General features: G+C 32.6%; 1 protein-coding gene. It reads left to right on the top strand.

What is annotated here, in order from left to right; translation table 11 throughout:
* Positions 1–19 precede the first annotated feature (19 nt).
* Positions 20–484 carry a hypothetical protein gene (locus B5F71_RS19710; RefSeq protein WP_041584086.1) on the top strand — a complete coding sequence of 155 codons (465 nt, stop codon included), beginning with the start codon at positions 20–22 and terminating at the stop codon, positions 482–484.
* Positions 485–513: the final 29 nt, after the last annotated feature.

Raw genomic sequence — 513 nt, 5'->3', positions numbered from 1 at the left:
CCATTAGATACAATTAGATATGAATATACCTACTGCAATAAAGGAAATACTTGTTCATAACCATTGGGATGAATTTAACTTTCAAATGATGTCGGATTGTTACGCTGATAAGTTGAAACAATCCTATTCAAAGTTTGATTATCCTTTGAATGACGGTATTATAAGCAAGATTGCTCTATTCTATAACATGAAATTAGAACTGAACCAATCTAATATTCTTTATTTTGATGTCAAGAAAATAAAGAAATACAGCCCGGAAGCTATGCAGAAAGTGGCTGTGAAGTTAAAGGTCAATAAGGTTATCTATTTAGCAGACATTCATCCCGGTTATTTGACTGTATGGTTAGATGAACGAGAACAAGTGTGGGCTGATTATGATAATCTTGTTTATTATTATGGCAGTGATATATTCAGTGGTGTTCAAAATATTATATCGGGCAATGTCCTTGAAACCATAAATTTAGTATCTAACAACGAAAGATAGCATCTGACGATGCTCCTTTCTAACCATTA

This window comes from Bacteroides sp. An269 (assembly GCF_002159755.1).
GTDB lineage: Bacteria > Bacteroidota > Bacteroidia > Bacteroidales > Bacteroidaceae > Phocaeicola > Phocaeicola intestinalis.
This window is presented reverse-complemented; position numbering and strand designations above follow the sequence as displayed.

What these genes read in the sequence shown, in the direction of transcription:
- B5F71_RS19710 (WP_041584086.1), top strand. Translation starts at nt 20, where the DNA reads ATGAATATACCTACTGCAATAAAGGAAATACTTGTTCATAACCATTGG.